At 61.3% G+C, this 19,250-nt stretch carries 18 protein-coding genes; 5 read left to right on the top strand and 13 right to left on the bottom strand.

The window, feature by feature from the left end:
- Position 1: 1 nt before the first annotated feature.
- Together ACDZ94_RS11275 and ACDZ94_RS11270 are read right to left on the bottom strand one after the other, a co-directional pair.
- On the bottom strand, positions 2–160 hold the full coding sequence (locus tag ACDZ94_RS11275; RefSeq protein ID WP_010207008.1) for a YqaE/Pmp3 family membrane protein: 159 nt from the start codon (positions 158–160) through the stop codon (positions 2–4).
- Positions 161–342: 182 nt separating this feature from the next.
- Entirely contained in the window at positions 343–1,602 is a 1,260-nt protein-coding gene (locus ACDZ94_RS11270) for an aspartate aminotransferase family protein (protein WP_432751468.1), read from the bottom strand.
- Between the two features lie 209 nt (positions 1,603–1,811).
- Between ACDZ94_RS11270 and ACDZ94_RS11265 the strand changes: the two genes are divergently transcribed.
- Positions 1,812–2,711: a LysR family transcriptional regulator gene (locus tag ACDZ94_RS11265; RefSeq protein WP_064454412.1), complete on the top strand. Its 900-nt coding sequence runs from the start codon at positions 1,812–1,814 to the stop codon at positions 2,709–2,711.
- Between the two features lie 226 nt (positions 2,712–2,937).
- On the opposite strand, the gene ACDZ94_RS11260 is transcribed toward ACDZ94_RS11265, so the two are convergent.
- The 4 genes from ACDZ94_RS11260 to ACDZ94_RS11245 all read right to left on the bottom strand — a co-directional run bounded on the left by ACDZ94_RS11260 (position 2,938) and on the right by ACDZ94_RS11245 (position 9,999).
- Complete coding sequence (locus ACDZ94_RS11260; RefSeq protein ID WP_432751467.1) at positions 2,938–4,716, bottom strand: acyl-CoA dehydrogenase C-terminal domain-containing protein; 1,779 nt, start codon at positions 4,714–4,716, stop codon at positions 2,938–2,940.
- 119 nt (positions 4,717–4,835) lie between these two features.
- Positions 4,836–6,608 carry an acyl-CoA dehydrogenase C-terminal domain-containing protein gene (locus tag ACDZ94_RS11255; protein WP_432751466.1) on the bottom strand — a complete coding sequence of 591 codons (1,773 nt, stop codon included), beginning with the start codon at positions 6,606–6,608 and terminating at the stop codon, positions 4,836–4,838.
- A gap of 90 nt (positions 6,609–6,698) precedes the next feature.
- A complete protein-coding gene (locus tag ACDZ94_RS11250) occupies positions 6,699–7,988 on the bottom strand; it encodes a GGDEF domain-containing protein (RefSeq protein ID WP_064454415.1) in 1,290 nt (429 codons plus the stop codon).
- Between the two features lie 205 nt (positions 7,989–8,193).
- On the bottom strand, positions 8,194–9,999 hold the full coding sequence (locus ACDZ94_RS11245) for a phenylacyl-CoA dehydrogenase (protein ID WP_221295775.1): 1,806 nt from the start codon (positions 9,997–9,999) through the stop codon (positions 8,194–8,196).
- Between the two features lie 52 nt (positions 10,000–10,051).
- On the opposite strand from ACDZ94_RS11245, the gene ACDZ94_RS11240 reads away from it, so the two are divergent.
- A complete protein-coding gene (locus ACDZ94_RS11240) occupies positions 10,052–10,192 on the top strand; it encodes a hypothetical protein (RefSeq protein ID WP_156526311.1) in 141 nt (46 codons plus the stop codon).
- A gap of 141 nt (positions 10,193–10,333) precedes the next feature.
- Here the strand turns inward: ACDZ94_RS11240 and ACDZ94_RS11235 are convergent, their stop codons facing one another.
- From ACDZ94_RS11235 to bioB, 6 genes are all read right to left on the bottom strand, one after another.
- A complete protein-coding gene (locus ACDZ94_RS11235; protein WP_053258342.1) occupies positions 10,334–10,615 on the bottom strand; it encodes a hypothetical protein in 282 nt (93 codons plus the stop codon).
- 106 nt (positions 10,616–10,721) lie between these two features.
- On the bottom strand, positions 10,722–11,402 hold the full coding sequence (gene bioD / locus ACDZ94_RS11230; protein WP_064454417.1) for a dethiobiotin synthase: 681 nt from the start codon (positions 11,400–11,402) through the stop codon (positions 10,722–10,724).
- The gene (gene bioC / locus ACDZ94_RS11225; RefSeq protein ID WP_064454418.1) at positions 11,399–12,211 is read right to left on the bottom strand and encodes a malonyl-ACP O-methyltransferase BioC; all 813 of its coding nucleotides are present in this window, start codon (positions 12,209–12,211) and stop codon (positions 11,399–11,401) included. Before bioC ends, bioD begins: the two co-directional genes overlap by 4 nt.
- The gene (locus ACDZ94_RS11220; RefSeq protein ID WP_262666407.1) at positions 12,204–12,935 is read right to left on the bottom strand and encodes an alpha/beta fold hydrolase; all 732 of its coding nucleotides are present in this window, start codon (positions 12,933–12,935) and stop codon (positions 12,204–12,206) included. The genes bioC and ACDZ94_RS11220 overlap by 8 nt, the downstream gene beginning before the upstream one ends.
- A complete protein-coding gene (bioF, locus tag ACDZ94_RS11215; RefSeq protein WP_432751465.1) occupies positions 12,928–14,109 on the bottom strand; it encodes an 8-amino-7-oxononanoate synthase in 1,182 nt (393 codons plus the stop codon). The genes ACDZ94_RS11220 and bioF overlap by 8 nt, the downstream gene beginning before the upstream one ends.
- 144 nt (positions 14,110–14,253) lie before the next feature.
- Positions 14,254–15,309, bottom strand: coding sequence for a biotin synthase BioB (bioB, locus tag ACDZ94_RS11210; protein WP_064454421.1), 1,056 nt, complete (start codon positions 15,307–15,309; stop codon positions 14,254–14,256).
- Between the two features lie 92 nt (positions 15,310–15,401).
- On the opposite strand from bioB, the gene ACDZ94_RS11205 reads away from it, so the two are divergent.
- The 3 genes from ACDZ94_RS11205 to ACDZ94_RS11195 all read left to right on the top strand — a co-directional run bounded on the left by ACDZ94_RS11205 (position 15,402) and on the right by ACDZ94_RS11195 (position 18,950).
- Positions 15,402–16,139, top strand: a complete 738-nt coding sequence (locus ACDZ94_RS11205) for a ComF family protein (RefSeq protein WP_262666409.1) — start codon at positions 15,402–15,404, stop codon at positions 16,137–16,139.
- Between the two features lie 57 nt (positions 16,140–16,196).
- Positions 16,197–16,961, top strand: a complete 765-nt coding sequence (locus ACDZ94_RS11200; RefSeq protein WP_432751464.1) for a TOBE domain-containing protein — start codon at positions 16,197–16,199, stop codon at positions 16,959–16,961.
- 90 nt (positions 16,962–17,051) lie between these two features.
- Positions 17,052–18,950, top strand: a complete 1,899-nt coding sequence (locus ACDZ94_RS11195) for a PhoX family protein (protein ID WP_432751463.1) — start codon at positions 17,052–17,054, stop codon at positions 18,948–18,950.
- Between the two features lie 7 nt (positions 18,951–18,957).
- Here the strand turns inward: ACDZ94_RS11195 and ACDZ94_RS11190 are convergent.
- Positions 18,958–19,250: hypothetical protein (locus ACDZ94_RS11190; protein ID WP_432751462.1), on the bottom strand; the 293-nt coding region annotated here is incomplete at its 5' end.

Genomic DNA, 19,250 nt, shown 5'->3' with positions numbered 1-19,250 from the left:
TTTAGCGTTTGGCGATGATGTACACGGCGTGAATGATGCCCGGGAAATAACCGCACAGGGTCAGCAGGATGTTCAGCCAGAACGCGCCGGCGAAACCCACTTGCAGGAACACACCCAGTGGCGGCAGCAGAATGGCGATGATGATACGAATGATGTCCATGGGTCAGCTCCAAAAAGTCGGCTCGTGTGAGCCGTGTAGCTAATCGACCTTGGCCGTTCGTGAGGGTTCAGTGGAATCTGGCACTGGGCCATCCTGAAGTGAGCAGGCAAAAAAACGCCCCCAGCCAAAAGAATCAGGCTGGAGGCGCCGCGTATGCCGCGAGACGGTTCTGGAATAGGGGGTTAAACGGCGATGCCCTTGCGGCATTGCAGTTGCGCGGTGCGCACGCGCGCGAAGGCGCGGGCCAGGCGTACGAGCATTTCGTCGATGTTGCTTTTGCTGACCGTGAGGGCCGGAGTAAAGCGCAGGCAGTCAGGTTGCGGGGCATTAAGGATCAGGCCTTCGTGCAAAGCGGCTTTTACCACGGCATCAGCGCAATCATCCGATAACGTCAGGCCCCACATCAGGCCATGGCCGCGTAATTGGCCGTGGTCGTATCGATAGGCCAACCGGGCGAGGCCTTCGCCGAGGTAAAGGCCGGACTCTCGGACGTGTTGGAGAAAGCCGTTCGCCAATACCGTATCGAGTACCGCCACCCCGGCCACGGCCATCAACGCATTGCCGTGATGGGTGCCTGCCAACTCGCCCGCTTCGAAGCAACACGCCTTGCCACGTGCCAGCAGTGCTGCCAACGGCACGCCGCCGCCCAGGCCTTTGCCCAAGGTCACGATGTCGGCGCGCACGCCGTACTGTTGTTCGGCAAGCAAGGTGCCGCAACGCCCAATACCGGTTTGCACCTCGTCGAGGACCAGCAGGATTCCCAACTCGCGGCACAGGCGTTCAACACCCTTGAGGTAGTGTTCGGTGGCAGGGATTACACCGGCTTCGCTCTGGATCGGCTCCAGCATGATGGCGACAGTCTGCGCATCCACCGCCGCATGCAGGGCAGGCAAGTCGTTAAAGGGCACATGGCTGAAGCCCGGCAACAGCGGTTCAAAACGGCTTGCGCCAGCGCCGGCCGAGGCCGCCATCGCCGCAAAACTGCGGCCATGGCAACCCGTGCTGGCGCTGATGATGCGATAAGCGCCGCCGCGATGCAGTTGCCCCCATTTGCGCGCCAGCTTGATCGCGGCTTCGCAGGCTTCCGCACCACTGTTGAGCAGGTAACCCTGATCGCTGCCGGTGTGCTGGCACAGCCGGTCGACGAGGTTCAATTGGGCGCGGTTGTGCAGGCCGCTACCTGGGTTGATCAGCGCTTGAGACTGACCGGCCAGGGCGTTGATCAATACCTGTGGGCTGTGGCCGAGGCTGTTGGCGGCGCTGCCCTGGCTGAAATCCAGATAGGCTCGGTCTTCGCTGTCCCAGAGCCAGGAGCCCTGGCCGCGCACGAAGACCTGCGCAGGCCTGGCCACCGTCGGCATCAGGGATTCACTGGGCAATTCATGCGGCGCGTCCAGGATCAAATCGTCCAGGCTCGGCGCAGGGCGACGAAACAGATTCATAGCTCACCCTCCATGGCAACCCGACCTTGGTCGGCGTCCCGTGCAGACACTGCCTGAAGGTTTTTTGCCTTGCCTATGTAAACGCTATCAAGATAAACGTTATTCATTGCCCGATCCGGCCCTGTAAGCCCTGCGAATAGGCGCTAGACTAGGCGTCTCAGGGGCCAGCGGCCATTTCGATTTTCCAGCTTTTTCGATAAGTAAGTCTTATGGATTTCAAGCAACTGCGTTATTTCGTCGCGGTGTATGAGGAAGGCCACGTGGGCCGTGCCGCGGAGCGACTTTCGATCTCTCAGCCGGCGCTGTCGCAACAGATTCGCCAACTGGAGCAGAACCTGGATGTGAGCCTGTTCGAGCGCAGCAGCAAGCGCCTGTTACCCACGCTGGCTGCGCATACGTTGTACAACCACGCGTTGCCTTTGATTGATGGCATGCAGCAGGCCGTCGAAGCCCTGCGCAACTTCAAGGGCCAGGCGATGCGCACCTTGGCCATTGGCGTACTGCAAACCGTGCACACCAGCCTGGTCCCGCAAATGCTGGAGCGCGTGCGCAAGGCCCAGCCGCATTTGGTGGTACAGATTTACGAATTGACCGGGCTGGAGATCGAACGCCGGTTGCTTAACGGCTCGCTGGACATCGGCATCAGCTACTTGCCGCCGCGCCAGCCAGGGCTGCATGGCGTGCTGTTGTATGAAGATGAGTTGAAGGTGGTCATCCCCGAAGACCATCCTCTGCGGGCATTCAAAAAAGTCTCGCTGAAACAGGCGGCCGAGTTGCCGATGTTGCTGCTGGGGGAAGAGTTTCAGGTGCGGCAGATCTGGCAAGGCCAGCTGTCCAACCTCGGGCGGCGACCGCAGGTGCAAGCGGAATTGAATACCATGGTGGGGATTCTCGACAGCCTGCCCCATACCAAACTTGCCACCGTATTGCCGGGGCGCTCCCAGGATGAACACAACAGCAAAGCACTGCTGTGGAAACCCTTGAGTGAACCGAGGGTGCCGCTCAAAGTGGGGTTGGTGTGCCGCGACGTACAGCGCCAGCAAGCGACCGTGGCGTTGTTGCGCACGTTGCTGGAGGACGTGATGAATGCCCCTCAGGCGTCGGCCTGACTTTTTCGCGGGCAAAAGAAAACCCCGCCGAAGCGGGGCTTTGCAGACTGTTTCCCTGACATCCATTTCACTCCGCCGTCCTGGCAGAATCCTACGTGTCCGTGTTGTTGCTTTGCGCTTCCTGCGCGACGTCCATGTGAAGTAGATTATCCGTGGATCCAATTTGGCGATAGAGGACGAATAGCAGCACGTCATGTAAGAGAATGCTTACACGCCCTCCAAGCCCTTAAAACAGTGCTTCATCCAGCAAAAACAGTGATTCACTGCCGGCTTTTACCGACGCACTCAGCGAATGAATACGTGGCAGCAGGCGGGCGAAGTAGAAGCGTGCGGTGCCCAGCTTGCTGGCGTAGAAGTCTTCTTCAGACTCCTTGCCCCACGCCGCCTTGGCCATGCGCGCCCACATGTAGGCGTAAGCCATGTAGCCAAAGGCGTGCAAGTACTCCACCGAAGCCGCGCCGATTTCATTCGGGTTGGCCTTGGCGCGGTCCAGCACCCAGGCAGTCAATTCATCCAGGTTATCCACTGCCGCGCTGAGCGGACGGGTGAATTCGCCCAACTCGGGGCCAGCCGTGGTGATGAACTGACGGATTTCGTCGGCGAACAGGGTATAAAACGCACCGCCACTGCCGACAATCTTGCGGCCCATCAAGTCCAGCGCCTGGATGCCGTTGGTGCCTTCGTAGATCTGGGTGATGCGTACGTCCCGCACCAGTTGCTCCTGGCCCCACTCGCGAATGTAGCCGTGGCCACCAAACACTTGCTGGCCGAGCACGGTCGTTTCCAGGCCCAAGTCGCTGAGGAAGGCCTTGGCGACTGGCGTCAGCAACGCCACCAGGTTGTCGGCGCGCTCGCGGGCGGCGGCATCTTCGCTGAACTTGGCGATGTCCAACTGTGTGGCCACATAGGTGGAGAACGCACGACCGCCTTCGTTCGAAGCCTTCATGGTCAGCAGCATACGGCGCACGTCCGGGTGCACGATGATCGGATCAGCCACCTTATCCTTGGCCTTGGCGCCGGTCGGCGAACGGCTTTGCAGGCGGTCGCGCGCATATTCAATCGCGTTCTGGTAGGAACGTTCGCCGGACGCCAAGCCTTGGATACCCACCCCCAAACGCTCGTAGTTCATCATGGTGAACATCGCCGCCAACCCACGGTTGGGCTCACCCACCAGGTAACCCACCGCTTCGTCGAAGTTCATCACGCAGGTGGCGGACGCCTGAATACCCATTTTGTGTTCGATGGAGCCGCAGGTTACCGGGTTCCGCGCGCCCAGGCTGCCGTCGGCACTGACCATGAACTTCGGCACCAGGAACAGCGAGATACCCTTGGGGCCCGCCGGCGCATCCGGCAGCTTGGCCAACACCAGGTGGATAATATTTTCGGTAAGGTCGTGTTCGCCGCCGGTGATAAAGATCTTGGTGCCGCTGATCTTGTAGGAACCGTCCGTCTGAGGCTCAGCTTTGGTGCGGATCATCCCCAGGTCAGTCCCGGCATGCGCTTCCGTCAGGCACATGGAACCGGCCCACTCACCCGAGTACATCTTCGGCAGGTAGGTCGCCTTGAGCGCTTCGCTGGCGTGAGTGTTGATCGACACGCAGGCACCGGACGTCAGCATCGGGTACAGGCCAAACGCCAGGCTCGACGAGTTGATCATCTCTTCAACCTGGGCCGAGACGGCTTTGGGCATGCCCATACCGCCAAATACCGGATCACCGCCTACACCCACCCAGCCGCCTTCTGCGTAGGTTTTGTAAGCCGCAGGGAAACCCTCCGGCGTGCTGACCACGGTGTCGGCCCAGCGGCAGCCTTGCTCATCGCCGTTGCGGCTTAGCGGTGCGATGGATTTAGCGGTGACCTTGCCAGCTTCCTCAAGGATCGCCTCAACGGTTTCGGCATCCACGGTGTCTGCCAATGCTGGCAATTGGGCCCAAGTATTAGCGACCTCAAACACTTCGTTGAGGACGAAGCGCATATCACGCAACGGCGCTTTGTAATCAGCCATGGCAAACCTCGTGAGAACATGAAAAGTGATTCGATAGGATCGGTTTTACAGACTCCGAGTGTACCCGAACAACTTTTCAGACACATAGGGTCCACTTGTGACTGATTGGTATTTTTTGGTCACGACAAGCCAAACGCCTCCGCCGGCAGACTCATCAAGCACTCACTGCCCGCCTCCACAGCAGCTCGGTGTGTTGCCGTGCGCGGCAGCAAGCGCTTGAAGTAGAAGTCGCACGTCGCCAGCTTGGCTTTGGCAAACTCGGTGTCGTCGAGTGCCTGGGCGGTGATCGCCATACGCAACCACAGGTAACCGAGGATGATGTAACCGCTGTACATCAAGTAATCCATCGCCGCCGCGCCCACTTCATCCGGATTTTTCATCGCCGCCATCCCCACCTTGACGGTCAACTCACCCCACTGCTGATTCAGTTGATTGAGCTGCTCCACATGGGCCTTGAGCTGCGGATGCTCGGCATTCGCCGCACAGAACTTATGCACGATCTTGGTAAACCCGCGCAACAACTTGCCCTGGCTACCCAGCACCTTGCGCCCCAGCAGGTCGAGGGCCTGGATGCCGTTGGTGCCTTCATAGATCGACGCAATCCGGCAATCGCGCACCAACTGCTCCATGCCCCATTCGCGAATGTAGCCATGGCCGCCGAATACCTGCATGCCGTGGTTGGTCACTTCCAGCCCGGTTTCGGTCATAAAGGCTTTGCAGATCGGCGTGAGGAACGCCAGCAGGTCTTCAGCTTCCTGACGTTGCGTGGCGTCACTGCTCAGGTGCGCGGTGTCGAGAAGTTGCGCGGTGAAATACGTCAGCGCGCGGTTGCCCTCATTGAAGGCTTTCATGGTCAGCAACATGCGGCGCACATCGGCGTGCACGATGATCGGGTCGGCGGCTTTGTCCGGGGCTTTGGCGCCGGTCAGTGAACGCATTTGCAGGCGATCGTTGGCGTACTTGATCGCGCCCTGGAAGCTTGTCTCGCCATTACACAGGCCCTGCATGCCAGTGCCCAGGCGTGCGTGGTTCATCATGGTGAACATGCAGTTGAGGCCTTTGTTCGCCTCGCCGATCAGGAAGCCTTTGGCACCGTCGAAGTTCAGCACACACGTCGCCGAGGCCTTGATGCCCATCTTGTGCTCGATTGAGCCGCAGTGCACCGCGTTGCGCTCCCCCGAATCCGCGTGGAACTTGGGCACGATAAACAAGGAGATGCCCTTGGTGCCTGCCGGCGCATCCGGCAACTTGGCCAGTACCAGGTGGATGATGTTGGCGCTCAGGTCATGCTCGCCGGCCGAGATGAAGATCTTGCTGCCGGTGACGGCGTAACTGCCATCCGCCTGGGGCACGGCGCGGGTCTTGATCAGCCCCAGGTCAGTGCCGCAGTGGGCTTCGGTCAGGCACATGGTGCCGGTCCATTCGCCGGCGGTGAGTTTGTTCAGGAAGGTGGCTTTCTGTTCCTCGGTGCCGTGGGCGTGGATCGCCGACATCGCACCGTGCGTGAGCCCCGGGTACATGCCCCAGGAGGTGTTGCTGGAGCCGATCATTTCGCTCAGCACCAGGCCCAACGAATGCGGCAAGCCCTGGCCGCCGTAGGCCGGGTCCGCCGCCACGCCGTGCCAGCCGCCTTCCACGTACTGGGCGAAGGCTTGCTTGAAGCCCTTGGGCGTGGTGACCACGCCATTATCGAAATGGCAGCCCTCTTCATCACCACTGCGATTGAGCGGGGCGAGCACGTTCTCGCAGAACTTGGCGCCTTCCTCGAGGATCGCACTGACCATGTCCGGGCTGGCGTCGGTAGCGCCCAAGGCAGCGTAATGGCCGTGGAAATCAAACACGTTGTCGATCAGAAAGCGCATGTCGCGCAGGGGAGCTTTGTACTCAGGCATGGCGATGTCTCCGGCAGCAGATGGTTTCAACCTACTGCCGGCCACGACCGCAAACAATCACTGTAGAACCGCTGAATACACCACCATCACTCAACCGGCAGCGTTTTCCATGCGCACCGCGCCACGACGGGTTTGCCCGGCCGCGACCACACAGTTGCGCCCGGCGCCCTTGGCGGCGTACAGCGCCTGGTCGGCGGACTTGAGCACTTCCTCAGGGCTGCGCTGTTCAGCCTGGCGTTCGGCCACACCGATGCTGACCGTCACCGACACACTCGACGCGCCGCTGCCTGCACGGCGCTGGCGGCCCTGCAGGTCGTCATGGGGACGGTCCGGGTTGCGCAGCTTGATGTCGTAGTTGGCGATGATCTCGCGGATCTCCTCCAGGTGCGGCATGCATTCATCCAGGGTCTTGCCTGCAAAGACCACGGCAAACTCTTCACCGCCATACCGATAGGCCCGCCCACCACCATTGACCTTGGACAGCTTGCTGGCCACCAGGCGCAATACCTGGTCGCCGACGTCATGACCGTGAGTGTCGTTGAACCGTTTGAAGTGATCGACGTCACTCATCGCCAACACATAATTGCGCCCCAGCCGCTGCATACGCTCGTTGAGCGCCCGGCGGCCCGGCAAGCCGGTCAGCTCATCACGAAAGGCCATTTGATAGGCCTCATGCGCCACACCGGCCGCGATCATCAGCATCACCTGGCTGCACATGATGTTCAGGGTAAACGGCAGGATGAAGGTTTGCGGCAACATCCAGAACAACCCCAGCAAACCGACCAGCTGCGCGGCGTGCAGAGGCCGCGGCTGGTACCAGTACTGCGCCGCCAGGGTGACAAAACCAATCAGGAACATGGGGTACGACAATTGGATCAGGCTCATCCAACTGCCGTGCAACGCCGGCCAACGAATCTCCGCCAGCCAGTTCAGCAGGGGCTGGGGGAAACTTTGCTCAAGCGCCAGTGCCACGCTGCCGATGGCAAGCAGCACAGCGCAGCGGGCAACGAAGTCGCGGAACAGGTGGGTTTTCTCCTGCCACACCGCGTAGATGCTGAACAGCAGCGGCAGCAACAGGCAACACAGATGAAAGACCACCGCCGCGTCTTCACGGACACGGCCGTTGTCGCGGTAGTAATCGGTCTGGGCGTCCAACAGGAAGTAAACCACATACACCGTGATCATCAGGAACAGCTCACGCTGGCGCCGATACACCGCGCAGTACGAACCGCCGAGCAACAGCACAAGGGTAGGCAACACGTTGAACAGCGAGGTGAAGAAGACGTTGAGATCTTTGACGTACGCAGCCGAGAGCCCGGCCAGTAACAGCAGTAATGAAGGAAGGAAATGACTGAAACGTACAGCGGACACGCGCAACAAGGGTAAAGCTCCGACCCGCTCAAAAAAAGATGGCACAGTGCCTTCACTGCACACAGTTAAGCACATTCACTGTGACCTGTATCACATTGCCATCACTGTAACGGCAGCCAACTGCAATCCCTGAGTGCGGCGCTGTGTTTTTTATCAGCCAATAAAAAACCGCCGCTCCCAAGGGAGCGGCGGCTTTCAAAAGATCCGGAAAGGCTTAGTAAGCCAGGCCGAAGTCTTCTTCTTTCATGTCCATCAGGTTGCTGGCGCCCGACAGCATGGTTGCAACGTGGGTGCGGGTACGCGGCAGAATGCGCTGGAAGTAGAAGCGCGCCGTCTGCAGCTTGGCGGTGTAGAACGCCTCTTCAGTGGTGCCGGCAGCCAGTTTCTCGGCAGCCAGGCGCGCCATGTCGGCCCAGAAGTAAGCCAGGCACGCGTAGCCGGAGTACATCAGGTAATCCACCGAAGCGGCGCCGACTTCTTCACGGTCTTTCATCGCGGCCATGCCGACCTTCATGGTCAACTCGCCCCACTCCTTGTTCAGTGCAGCCAGCGGTGTAACGAACTCTTTGACGGCTTCAACGCCTTCGTTGGCCTGGCAGAACTTGTGCACGATCTTGGTGAAGCCCTTGAGCGCTTCGCCTTGAGTCATCAGCACTTTACGGCCGAGCAGGTCCAGCGCCTGAATGCCGGTGGTGCCTTCGTACAGCATCGAAATGCGGCTGTCGCGAACGTTCTGCTCCATGCCCCACTCGGCGATAAAGCCGTGGCCGCCGTAGATCTGAACGCCGTGGTTGGCGGATTCAAAACCGACTTCGGTCATGAATGCCTTGGCGATCGGCGTCATGAATGCCAGCAGGCCGTCGGCCTGTTTCTTGGCTTCGTCGTCGGTGCCGTACTTGACGATGTCCACTTGCTTGGCGGTGAAGTACACCATCGCACGGTTGCCTTCGGCGAAGGCTTTCATGGTCAGCAGCATACGGCGCACGTCAGGGTGCACGATGATCGGGTCAGCCGCTTTGTCCGGCGCTTTCGGGCCAGTCAGGGAGCGCATTTGCAGACGATCGCGAGCGTATTTCAGGCCGCCCTGGAAGCCGATTTCAGCGTGGGCCAGGCCTTGCAGTGCAGTGCCCAGGCGAGCGGTGTTCATAAAGGTGAACATGCAGTTCAGGCCTTTGTTCGCCGGGCCGATCAGGAAACCGGTGGCCGCGTCAAAGTTCATCACGCACGTGGCGTTACCGTGGATGCCCATTTTGTGCTCCAGGGAGCCACAGGTCACCGCGTTGCGCGCACCGATCGAGCCATCTGCGTTCGGCAGGAATTTAGGCACGATAAACAGCGAGATGCCTTTGGTGCCGGCCGGTGCGTCCGGCAGGCGAGCCAGCACGATGTGGACGATGTTGTCGGCCATGTCGTGCTCACCGGCCGAGATGAAGATCTTGGTGCCGGAGACTTTGTAGGAACCGTCCGCCTGAGGCTCGGCCTTGGTGCGCAGCATGCCCAGGTCGGTACCGCAGTGGGGTTCGGTCAGGCACATGGTGCCGGTCCACTCACCCGAGACCAGTTTGGTCAGGTAAGCGTCCTGCTGTTCCGGGGTGCCGTGCTCGGAGATGGTGTTCATTGCACCGTGGGACAGGCCAGGGTACATGCCCCACGACCAGTTGGCTTCACCGACCATTTCGCTGACGGCCAGGCCCAGGGACTCCGGCAAGCCTTGGCCGCCGTGCTCCACGTCGTGGGCCAGGCTTGGCCAGCCGCCTTCGACGAATTGTTTGTAGGCTTCTTTGAAACCAGCAGGGGTCTTAACGCCTGACTCGCTCCAGGTGCACCCTTCGATGTCACCCACGCGGTTCAACGGTGCCAGCACTTGCTCACAAAACTTGGCGCCTTCCTCGAGAATGGCGTCAACCATGTCCGGGGTAGCGTCCTGGCAAGCCGGCAGGCTCTGATAGTGCGCTTCATAGCCGAGCAGTTCGTCACGAACGAAGCGAATATCACGCAAGGGGGCCTTGTAGTCAGGCATAGCGATAAACCTCTGCTGATGTATCTGGGATGAACAACCGCGTGGATTTGTTATGGCGGTCAAACAGGTGTTTGAAACATACGTTTACGACCTGGGGTTGTCAAGCATCGTCCAGGCGCCATTTGTCATGACCCGGATCAACGGCGCGCACAGCAAGGCCTGCGGCGGTACGCCACATCAAAAAGGACTGTAGAAATTCCAGAGAGCTAAACAGGACAACGGTGGGAGCTGGCTTGCCTGCGATACAGGCGCCGCGCTGTATCAGGCAAACCGAGTAGCTGCCATTGCAGGCAAGCCGGCTCCCACAGAAAGCGAGAGCCCGCGTATGAGGGCGTTAAGCGTAGGTGTCGATCAAGGTGCCGAGCATTTCATTCGAAGCCTTGGCAACTTTGGCGCCCAGCTCCACTTGAAACTTGCCCTGGGCCATTTCGACCATATTGCTCGCCGAGTTGGACGGCTGGGCGCGATCGTTGGCTTGCAAACGGTCGCTTTGGGCGTCGGAGGGCTGGGTCGTCGCGGCGCTGGCAATGTTGCCGGCGGCCTGGTCGACGCGGTTCTGCCCGGCCTGAATAGTGCTCAGCCCCGAATAAAACGCGCTGCTTCCAGAGATTTCCATGGCGTAAGCCTGCCTTTAGAGAATCGTGAACCTGAATTGAAGCAGACATCCTGGCAAAACGCCCGTCAAAAACACTAATGGCATAATGCCTTAGCGATAGCCAAAATCAGTCAAGCAGGTCCAATTCCAGGTACTCGGCCACAGCTTCGGCGCTGGCCTGCTTGAGTTTCGGCACGCGGCCCAGGCATGGCGCGGGCAATCGTTCAGCCAGGGTAGCGAGGTTCTCTTCCAGACGAGAGGTCTTGGGGTCGATGATATTCGCCACCCAGCCAGCCAACGGCAAACCGTCCCGCGCGATGGCTTCAGCGGTCAGCAAGGCATGGCTGATACAGCCCAGGCGCACGCCCACCACCAGGATCACCGGTAACTTGAGCGCCATGGCCAGGTCCGACAGGTTGTCCTGATCGGCCAGCGGCACGCGCCAGCCGCCCGCACCTTCAATCAGGGTGAAATCTGCCTGCCGCGCCAGTATTTGCTGCATCGGCTTCAAGAGCGACTGCACCGTCAAGGCAACGCCCGCTTCGCGCGCCGCCAGGTGAGGCGCGATGGCCGGCTCGAACGCTACCGGGTTAACTTCGGCATAGCTCAGCGGCAACGAACACTCAGCCAGCAGCGCCAAAGCGTCGGCATTGCGCAGACCTTTGGGCGTCACCTGACAGCCAGAGGCCACCGGTTTTCCGGCAGCGGTACTTTTGCCCGCGAGCCGTGCGGCATGCAGCAGGCCGGCGGCGATGGTGGTCTTGCCGACATCAGTGTCGGTGCCGGTGATGAAGTAAGCGGCGCTCATAGAGGTTTCTCCAGTACGGCATACACCACTTGATACGTGGCGGGCAGGCCCTGGGCCTGACGGAACTGCTCGTAAGCGTCCACCAGTGCAACAATCCGCGCGCGCCCCGTCAAGCCTCCCGGACGACCCGGGTTGAGGTTATGCGCGCCCAACGCTTTGAGTTCGTGGGTGAGGCTGCGCACATCCGGGTAGTGCAACACATGGGGCCGGCGCTCCAGGCTCACCATCCGCAAGCCGCTGGCGGCGCACAACTGTTGATAAGCCTCGAAGGTGCGGAAGCGGTTGACGTGCACCCACCCATCCGCCGCACGCCAGCTTTCGCGCAACTCATCCAGGGTGCCCACGCACAGGCTCGCGAATGCCAGCACGCCACCAGGGTGCAGCACGCGGCGGGCCTCGCTGAGCACAGCGTCGAAATTCGCACACCATTGCACCGCCAGGCTGGAGAAGATCAACCCGCAACTGTCCGCCTGCAAAGGCAGGCGTTCGGCGTCCCCGGCGATGAAATGCTCGGCACCGCCCAATGGCCGCGCGTGGTTGAGCATGCCCTCGGCAATATCCAGCGCGACACCCTGGCTGCCAGGCAATCGTTCGCCCAACACGCGGCTGAAAAACCCTGTGCCACAGCCCAGGTCCAGCCAGCGTTGCGGCGCGCTGCCCGCCGGCAAGCGAGCCAGCAGTTCAGTCCCCACCGCGCGCTGCAACTCGGCCACGCTGTCATAGCTGGCCGCCGCACGGGAAAACGACGCCGCCACCTGGCGCTTGTCCGGCAAGGCACCCGGCAGTGAGGGGTGGGATAAATCAGTCATCAACGCACTCATGCAAAAAAGCCTGAATGGCCCCCGCTACACCGTGAGGGTCCTCCAGAAGAAAAGCGTGACCGGCCTGTTCAATCAGGCCGATTTCAACATCAGGCAGCAGGGCCAGCAGATCGCTGGCGGCTTCGGCGGGCACCAGGCCATCCAGGCCGCCAAACAGGTGCAGTTGCGGGCCGCGATAGGCCTGCAAGGCCGCACGGGTATCCAGTTGGGCGAGCAGTTCCAGGCCCGGCATCAGCACATTGGAAGGCGTATTCGGTGCCCCGCTGACCAACAAGCGCGATAGCCCGCGGGGGTCTTCGGCACCCTTGGCGCACAGCAGGCCGAAGCGTTTGAGGGTGACCTGGGAATCGGCGTGGCAACCGGCGAGGAACGCATCGAAGGTTTCGGCGGGCATCGCGTTGGGCCAGCTTTCATGAGCGACAAAACTCGGGTTGCTCGCCAACGTCAGCAGGCCGCAGCAACGCTCGCCACGCCGCGCCGCCAACTCGGAGGCGAGCATGCCGCCCAGGGACCAGCCGCCCAGCCAGGCGTTGTCCGGCAGCGTGGCGTCGAGTTCGTCGAGCCATTCATCCAGATCACTCGAAGCCAGCGTCGGCAATGGCTCAATGTGCACGTGCAGGTGTTCGTCGAGGCCGCGCAAGGCGGCGGCCAAAGGCTCCAGCGGTGAAACGCCGAGGCCCCAGCCAGGCAGCAATATCAGCCGATCACGCATGGTCGGGCTCCGTGATGCTTAACAAACGGAAACACTCTTCCAATCCGCTTAACAATAGCTGCACCTGCGCCTCGCTGTGGGCCGCCGTCAATGTCACGCGCAGTCGGGCACTGCCGGCTGGCACGGTAGGCGGGCGAATAGCAGTCACCATCAGGCCGCGCTCGCGCAACATCTGTGACAGGCGCATGGCCTTGGCGCTGTCGCCGATCATGATCGGCTGGATCGGCGTAAAGCTGTCCATCAATGCCAGGCCGATCTGCTCGGCGCCCCGGCGGAACTGGCGGATCAGGTTATTGAGGTGCTCGCGTCGCCACTGTTCGGTGCGCAGCAGCTCGAGGCTCTTCAAGGTTGCGCAGGCCAATGCCGGCGGTTGGCTGGTGGTGTAGATATAAGGCCGGGCGAACTGGATCAGGCTCTCGATCAGTTCTTCGCTGCCCGCCACAAACGCCCCGGCGGTGCCAAACGCTTTGCCCAGGGTGCCGACCAGTACCGGCACGTCCTCCTGGCTCAGGCCGAAATGCTCGACGATCCCGCCACCCTTTGCGCCCAACGGGCCAAAACCATGGGCGTCGTCCACCATCAACCAGGCGCCTTTGGCCTTGGTTTCACGGACCAACGCTGGCAGGTCAGCCAGGTCGCCGTCCATGCTGAATACCCCATCGGTGACCACCAGCGTATTGCCGGTCGCCTTCTCCAGCCGTTTGGCCAGGCTGTCGGCGTCGTTATGCAGATAGCGGTTGAATCGCGCCCCGGACAACAAACCTGCATCCAGCAGCGACGCGTGGTTGAGCCGGTCCTCCAGCACCGTATCGCCCTGCCCCACCAACGCAGTGACCGCACCGAGGTTGGCCATGTAGCCAGTGGTAAACAGCAGTGCACGCGGGCGACCGGTCAGGTCGGCCAAGGCTTCCTCCAGTTCATGGTGCGGCGTGGCATGGCCCACCACCAAGTGCGAAGCGCCACCGCCCACGCCCCAACGGGACGCACCGGCGCGCCAGGCTTCGATCACTTGCGGGTGATTGGCCAGGCCCAGGTAATCGTTATTGCAGAACGCCAACAGCGGTTGGCCGTCCACCACCACTTGCGGGCCTTGCGGGCTGTCCAGCAAGGGACGTTGACGGTACAGGTGTTCGGCACGGCGGGCAGCGAGACGCGCGGCGAGATCAAAAGACATGCAGGCCTCGGTAGATCAGGTGGAACTCGGTCAAAAATGTGGGAGCGGGCTTGCTCGCGAAGGCGGTGTATCAGTCACTGCATCTATCAACTGACCGATCGCCTTCGCGAGCAAGCCCGCTCCCACATTTGGAGTGCATTTCAATCAAACAACAGCGTTATAAAACTGCTCGCTGCTCTTTTGCTCAACCAACGCCTGCTCAATCGCCGCCTGATGCACTTCATCCGCGTGCTCTTCACGCGCTTCCGGCAGGATGCCCAGGCGCGCGAACAGTTGCATGTCCTTGTCTGCCTGCGGGTTGGCGGTGGTCAGCAACTTGTCGCCGTAGAAGATCGAATTGGCACCGGCGAAAAACGCCAGGGCCTGCATCTGCTCGTTCATCGCCTCACGACCGGCCGACAGGCGTACATGGGATTGCGGCATCAGGATGCGCGCCACCGCCAGCATGCGGATGAAGTCGAACGGGTCAATATCTTCGGCGTTTTCCAGCGGCGTACCGGCCACCTTCACCAGCATATTGATCGGCACCGACTCCGGATGCTCCGGCAGGTTGGCCAACTGGATCAGCAGGTTGGCGCGGTCGTCGAGGGACTCGCCCATGCCGAGGATGCCGCCCGAGCAGATTTTCATCCCGGAATCGCGCACATAAGCCAGGGTTTGCAGGCGCTCGCCGTAGGTGCGGGTGGTGATGATGCTGCCGTAGAACTCGGGCGAGGTATCGAGGTTGTGGTTGTAGTAGTCGAGGCCGGCCTGGGCCAGGGCTTCAGTCTGGTCCTGGTCGAGACGACCGAGGGTCATGCAGGTTTCCAGGCCCATGGCCTTCACGCCTTTGACCATTTCAAGCACGTACGGCATGTCTTTGGCCGACGGGTGTTTCCAGGCGGCGCCCATGCAGAAGCGGGTCGAACCGATGGCCTTGGCGCGAGCGGCCTCTTCGAGGACCTTCTGCACCTCCATCAGCTTTTCTTTTTCCAGGCCGGTGTTGTAGTGGCCCGACTGCGGACAATATTTGCAATCTTCCGGGCAGGCGCCGGTTTTGATCGACAGCAAGGTCGACACCTGCACACGGTTGGCGTCGAAATGCGCGCGGTGCACGGTCTGCGCCTGGAACAACAGGTCATTGAAGGGCTGTACAAACAGCGCTTTGACTTCGGCTAAGGACCAATCGTGACGCAGGGTGGCAGTGGTGCTGGCGCTCATGGGCGATTCCTTGATTATGCTTGGGCTTTCGCTGTGGGAAGGGCAATACCCACAGGCACGACACGGATGCTCGGCATATTTAAGGAAGATTCATGCACTGTCAACCCGAACACAAACACAAGGTTTACATCTGGTTAAAAAACAACCAGCACTGTTTAATCTGCGATGAAGCCACAGAATCCAGCGATTGCGTGTGCAACGTCTGCGAAATCGAACTGCCATGGCTAATGGAGCACTGCGAAGTGTGTGCGCTGCCGCTGCCGATGGATGGATTGGTGTGCGGCCAATGTCAGAAGCAACCACCGGCCTTTAAACGGGTGATTGCGCCCTGGACCTACAGTTTCCCTGTCGACACACTCATCAGCCGCTTCAAACACCAGTCGCGCTGGCCGCTCGGCCATCTGCTCGCGCGTTTATTGGGGCACCACCTGCAACACCGCTTCGACAACGCCGAACTCGCCCGGCCCGACTGCCTGCTGGCGGTGCCCATGGCGCGCAAACGCCTGCGCCAACGGGGTTTTAACCAGGCGTTGATGCTGGCCCGCTGGCTCAGCGAAGACCTCGACCTCCCCCACGATGAGCAGGTGTTGTTACGCCCCCATGAAACCGTCGCGCAACAAGCCCTGGACGCCAGGACCCGTAAACGCAACCTGCTCACGGCGTTTTCACTGGCACCTGGCGCCCACGTGCAAGGCCGCCACCTGGCGCTGGTGGACGACGTACTCACCACCGGCGCTACGGCCCACAGCGTGGCCCGGCTGTTGATGGAAGCCGGTGCGCGCCAGGTCGACATCTACTGCCTGGCACGCACGCCAAAACCCGGCACATGACTTGACTCCCGTGCGCCACGCCTGCAACGTCCGCTGACCTTATCCAAGCGTGCGCACATGTCTCTGCCGACCTCCCTCAGCCAACACATCATCCGCCGTCCCCAGCGTATCGCCCTGCTGGCGCACATCGCCGAGCAGGGTTCGATCACCCGCGCGGCCAAAAGCGCCGGTTTGAGCTACAAGGCCGCCTGGGACGCCATCGATGAACTGAATAACCTGGCGCAAAAACCACTGGTCGAACGCAGCGTCGGCGGCAAGGGCGGCGGCGGCGCCAAGCTGACGGCCGAAGGTGAGCGCGTGTTGCGCCTCTATCAGCGCCTGCAAGTGCTGCAGGCGCAGGTGCTCGGTTCGGACGAAGATGCCAGCGACTTCAACCTGCTGGGCCGCTTGATGCTGCGCACCAGCGCGCGCAACCAACTGCACGGCCAGGTCAGCAGCATTGAGAGCCACGGCCGCAACGACGTGATCCGCCTGCAACTGTCCGGCGGCCTGAGCCTGAAGGCGCAGATCACCCACGACAGCACGCAGCGGCTGGAACTTGAAATCGGCACAGAAGTGGTGGCCTTGATCAAGGCCGGTTGGCTGGAATTGCTCGCCACCGAGCAAACTGCAACACCTGGACACAATTGCATGAGCGGTGTCATCGAGACGGTTTTCGACGCCGATGACGGCCCCAGTGAGGTGCGTATCGCCCTGCCCAATGGCCAGGTTTTGTGCGCCCTGGCGCAGCCGGCCGCGCTCAGGGGATTGAGCGCCGCCGAAGGCCAACCGATCCAGGTGCAGTTCTCGCCCAGCAACGTGTTGCTCGGCACGCCGGTGTAACGGGCGGGCGTGCTGCGCTCGCCTTCAAACTGCAACAATTTCGTCACGACGGCTCCTTAAGGTGTCTGCAAAAACCGCAGGGAGCCTGAAATGAGCCTATTAGAAGAAAACCAAGCCACTGACCTCGAACAGATGGTCGGCCTCACCCGCCGTCGTTTTATCGGCGCCGGCGCCCTGTGCGGTGCCGCGATGTTCCTGGGTGGCAACCTGCTGACCCGCAGCGCATTGGCCGTGAATGCCGCGACCGCCAGCCCATTGTTGGGCTTTACCAGCATCGCCGCCGCCACCAGCGACGCCATCACCTTGCCGCCCGGCTACACCGCCTCGGTGTTGATCAGTTGGGGCCAGCCGCTGCACAAGAATGGCCCGGCCTTTGACCCATCCGGCAACGGCAGCGCCAAGGCCCAGGAGCAGCAATTCGGTGACAACAACGACGGCATGAGCCTGTTCGCCTTCCCTGGCGACGACAACCGCGCACTGATGGCGATCAACAACGAATACACCAACTACCGTTACCTCTACGCCCACGGCGGTGCGCCGCAGTCTGCCGAAGACGTGCGCAAGGCGCAGGCCAGCGAAGGCGTGTCGGTCATCGAGGTGCGGCGCAAGGGCGACACTTGGCAGTTCGTCCAGGACTCGCGCTACAACCGACGCATCCACGGCAACTCGCCCATTCGCCTGAGCGGCCCGGCCGCAGGGCATGAATGGCTGAAAACCAGCGCCGACAAAACCGGCAAAAACGTGCTCGGCACCTTCCAGAACTGCGCCAACGGCAAGACGCCGTGGGGCACTTATCTGACGTGTGAAGAGAACTTCACCGACTGCTTCGGCAGCAGCAACCCTCAACAAACCTTTGACGCGGGGCAAAAGCGCTACGGCGTGGTGGCCACCAGCAAAGAGATCAATTGGCACCCGCACGACCCGCGTTTTGACATGGCCAAGAACCCCAATGAACTCAACCGGCATGGTTGGGTGGTGGAGATTGACCCGTTCGACCCGAAGTCCACGCCGGTCAAGCGCACCGCCCTTGGTCGCTTCAAGCACGAAAACGCCGCGCTGGCAGAAACCCGCGACGGGCGTGCCGTGGTGTACATGGGCGACGACGAACGCGGTGAGTTCATCTACAAATTTGTCAGCCGCGATCCGATCAATCATCACAACCCGAAAGCCAACAAGGACCTGCTCGACCACGGCACGTTATACGTGGCCATTTTCGACGCTGGCGACGGCAATGCCGATCATCCCAAGGGCAAAGGCGAATGGGTCGAGCTGACCCACGGCAAAAACGGCATCGACGCCAGCAGCGGTTTCGCCAGCCAGGCCGAAGTGCTGATCCATGCACGCCTGGCCGCCAGTGTGGTGAAAGCCACCCGCATGGACCGCCCGGAATGGATCGTGGTCAGCCCCACCGATGGCCAGGTCTACTGCACGCTCACCAACAACGCCAAGCGCGGCGAAGACGGCCAGCCCGTGGGCGGGCCCAACCCGCGCGAGAAAAATGTCTACGGCCAGATCCTGCGCTGGAAAGCCGATTCCGATAACCACGGCGCCCCGACCTTTACCTGGGACCTGTTTGTGGTGGCCGGTAACCCGGGTGTGCATGCCGGCACACCCAAAGGCGGCTCTGCCAACATCAACCCGCAAAACATGTTCAACAGCCCCGATGGCCTGGGTTTCGACAAGGCCGGGCGCCTGTGGATTCTGACCGACGGCGACTACAGCAACGCGGGCGACTTCGCCGGCATGGGCAATAACCAGATGCTGTGTGCCGACCCGACGACCGGCGAAATTCGCCGTTTCATGGTCGGGCCGGTGGCGTGTGAGGTCACGGGGATCAGCTTTTCGCCGGATCAGAAGACGCTGTTCGTGGGGATTCAGCACCCTGGGGAAACCGGTGGTTCGACCTGGCCACAGCATCTGCCCAACGGTAAACCGCGCTCGTCAGTGATGGCGATTCGGCGGGATGACGGTGGGGTTGTCGGCGCCTGACAGGGCCTCATCGCGGGCAAGCCCGCTCCCGCAATTGATCGAGTTTCACCTTTGGAATGCGGTCGAACGTGGGAGCGGGCTTGCCCGCGAAGGCGTCCGCACAGCCACCCCCTATCTCCCGCAATTGATCAAGTTTTACCTTTGGAATGCGGTCGAACGTGGGAGCGGGCTTGCCCGCGAAGGCGTCCGCACAGCCATCCCCTATCTCCCGCAATTGATCAAGTTTCACCTTTGGAATGCGGTCGAACGTGGGAGCGGGCTTGCCCGCGAAGGCGTCCGCACAGCCACCCCCTATCTCCC

This window comes from Pseudomonas sp. UBT (assembly GCF_050915955.1).
GTDB classification, from domain to species: Bacteria; Pseudomonadota; Gammaproteobacteria; order Pseudomonadales; family Pseudomonadaceae; genus Aquipseudomonas; species Aquipseudomonas antarctica_A.
The sequence above is the reverse complement of the archived record's forward strand: the minus strand, read 5'-3'. Positions and strand labels throughout refer to the sequence as shown.